The 4172-nt window shown below is 66.9% G+C and carries 4 protein-coding genes; all 4 read right to left on the bottom strand.

Annotated elements, in window-relative coordinates; translation table 11 throughout:
- Window positions 1–971, bottom strand: a 971-nt coding sequence (locus A9W95_RS11265) for a restriction endonuclease subunit S (RefSeq protein ID WP_067412194.1), incomplete at its 3' end; no start/stop codon positions are given.
- Entirely contained in the window at window positions 962–2362 is a 1401-nt protein-coding gene (locus A9W95_RS11260; RefSeq protein WP_067412192.1) for a type I restriction-modification system subunit M, read from the bottom strand. The genes A9W95_RS11265 and A9W95_RS11260, both read right to left, overlap by 10 nt.
- Window positions 2362–3582 (bottom strand): winged helix-turn-helix domain-containing protein, encoded by a 1221-nt coding sequence (locus tag A9W95_RS11255; RefSeq protein WP_067412197.1) that lies wholly within the window; start codon window positions 3580–3582, stop codon window positions 2362–2364. The genes A9W95_RS11260 and A9W95_RS11255 overlap by 1 nt, the downstream gene beginning before the upstream one ends.
- A 32-nt stretch (window positions 3583–3614) precedes the next feature.
- On the bottom strand, window positions 3615–4172 hold a 558-nt coding region (locus tag A9W95_RS27230; RefSeq protein ID WP_067412189.1), incomplete at its 5' end, for a cell division protein DivIVA.

Below are 4172 nucleotides of genomic sequence, written 5' to 3'. Positions count from 1 at the left end.
CGGGCCTGACACAGGGCACCCAGGTTGCTGATCGTCAGCGCATCGTCGCTGCTCAGCCTCCGAACGTCGGGTAGGCGAACATCGAGCAGGTCACGCGGCTGGATCCGTTGGTGGCTTCCCGACGTCCCGGCCGCGAGTTGTCGCAAAGTAGCGCAGACGTCGCGTTGGCGCAGCGCCGACCACAGCGCCGACGTGTCGACGTGGTTGGGGGTGAGCACGACGAACTCGGTGCTGGCCAGGGCCATCTCGGCGGGCAGCCGGGCCACATTCCAGATGCGTGGGATCCGCGGGTTGAGCTTGGCCACCAGCACACACGGCTGGGACAGCAGATACTTGCCACTCTTGATCGACGCGCCGGCGACCAGGTGCGGTTGGGCGCCGGTGTCGAAGGCCGGAAGGCTGAAGTGGGCGACCAACGCATCAAAGGCCGACGGCTGACGCAGTGCGGTAGACCGACTGGCCAGCGCCGACAGCGCGACGCGCTGACCGACCGCGGCCACCGTGGTCACCATCACGGCTTCGGCGGCCTGAATGACGCGTTGATTGGCGGCGATCTTGTCGTCGAGCGTGCCGAGCACCTGCGCGATCGGTCGGCGCCGACGAGCCGGCACCGTACGCACCGGCACGTCACGCAACGTGCGCTGGTTGAGCAACGGTTGGCCGGAACCGCAGCGGTGCTCGTTGAGCCGGCAGGTTTGCAGGGCGTAATACCAGTACCGTGTCTCGGCCGGGTCAGCCGCCCGGCAGGCGAACGCGTTGTCGCTGACCCAGATCGGCGCGGCGTTGTAATGCAGGCTTCCGCAATAGGATCCGACGCGGCCCAGGACGATCAGCGGTCCGGTGGCGTTGTAGCCGGAGGTGTAGCCGATGGCGCCGTTGGCGCCGTAGATCGGGAAGCGGCCAGTCGACGCACGCGCCGGAGGCCTGCTCCCGCTGCGGAAGTCGAGGCACTCCCCTAACGTCACCTCCATCGCACCCGCTCCACTTGCCGGCGTACCACCTTGTCCCACTGCGCGGATTCGTCGAGCGCCGTCAGCAGTTCTGCGCAAAGCCGCGTGAGTTTCGCCTCGACCGGCTCGCTTTCGTCGTCGGCCGCTGGTGCACCGACATAGCGCCCTGGTGTCAGCGCATAGCCCGCGGCCCGGATCTCCGCGAGGTCGACGGTACGACACAATCCCGGATCATCTTCGTAGGCAGCGTTTTCGGACGACCCTGTCCACCGGTGGTAGAGGTCGGCGAGCTGAGCGATCTCGTGGGTCGTCAAGGCGCGTTGTGACCGATCGACCGGATAGCCCAGAGTTCGCGCGTCGACGAAGAGCACCTGTCCCCGTCGAGCACCTTTGTCTTCGGCGAATATCCACAGGCACACCGGAATGCCGGTATTGCGAAAGAGGTGCGCCGGCAGGGCAACCACGCAGGACACCAGGTCGGCGTCGACGATGCGGGCCCGAATGTCACCTTCGCCGTTGGCCTTCGACGTGAGGGATCCGTTGGTCATGACGACGCCGGCTTTTCCGCCCGGTGCCAGCTTGGACAGAATGTGTTGCAGCCAAGCGAAGTTCGCGTTGCCGGCCGGTGGTGCGCCGAACCGCCATCGCGGGTCCTGCTGGTCGCGTGCCCAGTCCTTGATGTTGAACGGCGGGTTGGCCAGGACGTAATCCATCTGCATGCCGGCGTGCAGATCGCTGACGAAGGTGTCGCCATGCCGGATGCCGGTGTCGTCGATGCCGTGCACGATCAGGTTCATCTTGGCCATCCGCCAGGTTTCCTCGACACTCTCCTGGCCGAAGATAGTGACGTCGCGGGCAGCACCGGCGCACACCTGGACGAACATTCCGCCCGAGCCGCAGCACGGGTCGTACACCCGCCCGCTCAACGGTTGCAGGATGTCGACGAGCAATCGCACCACGCTCGGCGGGGTGAAGAACTCACCGCCCCGCTTGCCTTCTGCGCGCGCGAAATTGCCGAGAAAGTACTCGTACACCTCGCCGATGAGGTCCCGGCCGCGGTGGCCGTCGTGTCCGCCGAAGTTCGCGTCGCCGAGCAGGCCGACCAACTCGGCCAGTCGACGCTGATCAACACGCTGGTATAGCTGCGGCAGTAGGCCGGTCAACGCCGGATTGGCGGCCATCACATCACCCATCGCCGCGTCGACGCACTGACCGATATCCGGGCCAGTCACGTTGTCTGTCAACGCTTTCCAGCACGCGGTTGCGGGAACGGTGAATGCCGGGTGTTCGAGGTCGGAGACGTATCTCAGGAACACTAGCCCGAGGACGACGTCCTTGTACTGGCCGGCCGGCAGTGACCCGCGCAATTTGTTGGCCGCCTGCCACAGTGTGGCTTTGAGTTGGGCGACCATCAGCTGACTCGCTTTGCCGCAGCTCGCAATTCGGCGGCCAGGTCGCCTCGCTGCGCGACCGTGACGTCGCCCAAGCCCAGCCAGGACGCCATGGAGTGCAGTTCCCCGGCCAGCGCGGCGGCCACTCGTGCCCGCTGCACATCAGGTTCGGCGTAGGCGCCTAACACCTGCAGCGTGTTGGCGGTGCGGTCGGCCTTGAGGTCCACCCGGGCGACCAACTGGCCGTCCAGCAGCAACGGCCACACGTAGTAGCCGTATTGCCGCTTCGCTGCTGGGGTGTAGATCTCGATGCGGTAATGGAATCCGAAGAGCCGCTCAACCCGGGGACGGAAGAATATCAGCGGGTCGAACGGGCACAACAGCGCGGTGCCGCGTTCAGCGCGCGGCACCGGTTGCCCACTACGCAGATAAGCCGGCGCCGACCAGCCGGCCACGTCGACCTTCTCGATGTCGCCCGCTGCCACCAGGTCGGCCAGCGCCGGCTTGACCTGCTGTGCGGACAGGCGAAAGTAATCACGGATATCCGCCTCAGTGCCCAGCCCCAGCGCAGTGGCCGCGCGCAATGTCAGTTCCCGGATGGCCTCGTCATCGTCGACCTGGCGAGCCAGCACCTCGGCCGGCAACACCCGCTCCACCAGGTCGTAGTGGCGCGCGAAGCCGACGCGGGTCGCCGTAGTGAGGACCCCGGAGGCGAACAGCGCCTCGCACACCCATTTGGTGTCACTGCGGTTCCACCAGGCACCCTTGGCCCGGCGAGGCTCGGCAACCAAGTGGGCTTCGATCTGTCCGGCCGTGCTGGGGCCCAGTTCGCCAACCGCGGCGACGACGTCGTCGACGAGCTGGGGGTTCGCCTTGACGATGTGGGTGCCCCACCGGCCGTGCCGGTACTGGCGCATTCTCCAGCGCAGCAGCGGCCAATCCTCGACGGCCACCAGGGCGGCTTCGTGCGCCCAATATTCCGCGAGCAGCCGAACCGACCGCGGACCCCATGCGGCCTGGTCCAACACGTCACGATCGTAGGGACCGAGCCGGCTGAACACCGGCGCGTAGTGCGCACGCACGGCGACCGACACCGAGTCCAGTTGCAGCACCTGAATTCGGGAGATCAGCCGCCGCAGGTGCGCGCGGGATATTTTGCCGCCGCGCCGGGACTCGCTAAACCCTTGTGCCGCAATGGCTACCCGCCGGGCTTGGGCGCCGGTGAGTCTGCCGTTTGCGATCGACACGGCGCTGAGACTACCGGCCGTCGCCGCTAACCTGTGCTGACTTTCTCGTCTAGGTGTTCGACGCCGTTTTCGTCGGGGGCTCTCTTGCCTTCTTGGTATGCCGCCTCCAACGCGGCCGGCACCGCTCCGAGGTCGCGGTAGACCCCCATCAGCTGCTCGAGGATCCTGATGCGTTGCTGACTGGCCTCGTTCACCGCGCGGCGGGCTTGCTCGCGGTCGCGATCGGCGCGCTGCCGGGCATCGGCGAGCAACTGATCGCGCTCCCGTTGGGCGTCTTGCCACGCCTGGTCGATCGCCGCTCGGGCCTCGGCTCGCTTCTCGTTCAGTTCGGCGTCGAGGTTCTCGCGGGTTTCCGCGCACTCGGCGTCTAGGGCTTTGCGCTGCGCCACCATCTCCGCCAGCAGGTCTTCGTGCTTGCGCCGCTCGGCCTCGGCCTCGGCTTCGGCCGCCGCGATCAGTGCTTCTGCCTCGGCGCGCGCCTCAGCCTGCATCTGGGAGACCTCGTCGACCGCATTGCGCAGCATCTTGGCCATCCGCTGTTGCACCGCGTGGGGTGCCGGTGAGGTCTCGGTGAGCTGCGCGAC

It is taken from the genome of Mycobacterium sp. 1423905.2 (assembly GCF_001673155.1).
GTDB lineage: Bacteria > Actinomycetota > Actinomycetes > Mycobacteriales > Mycobacteriaceae > Mycobacterium.
Note: the sequence above shows the minus strand (reverse complement) of the source record. Positions and strands in the feature narration are given on the sequence as shown.

Excerpts from the sequence above, each read along its gene's own strand:
- A9W95_RS11260 (WP_067412192.1), bottom strand. The coding sequence starts at position 2,362 with ATGGTCGCCCAACTCAAAGCCACACTGTGGCAGGCGGCCAACAAATTG.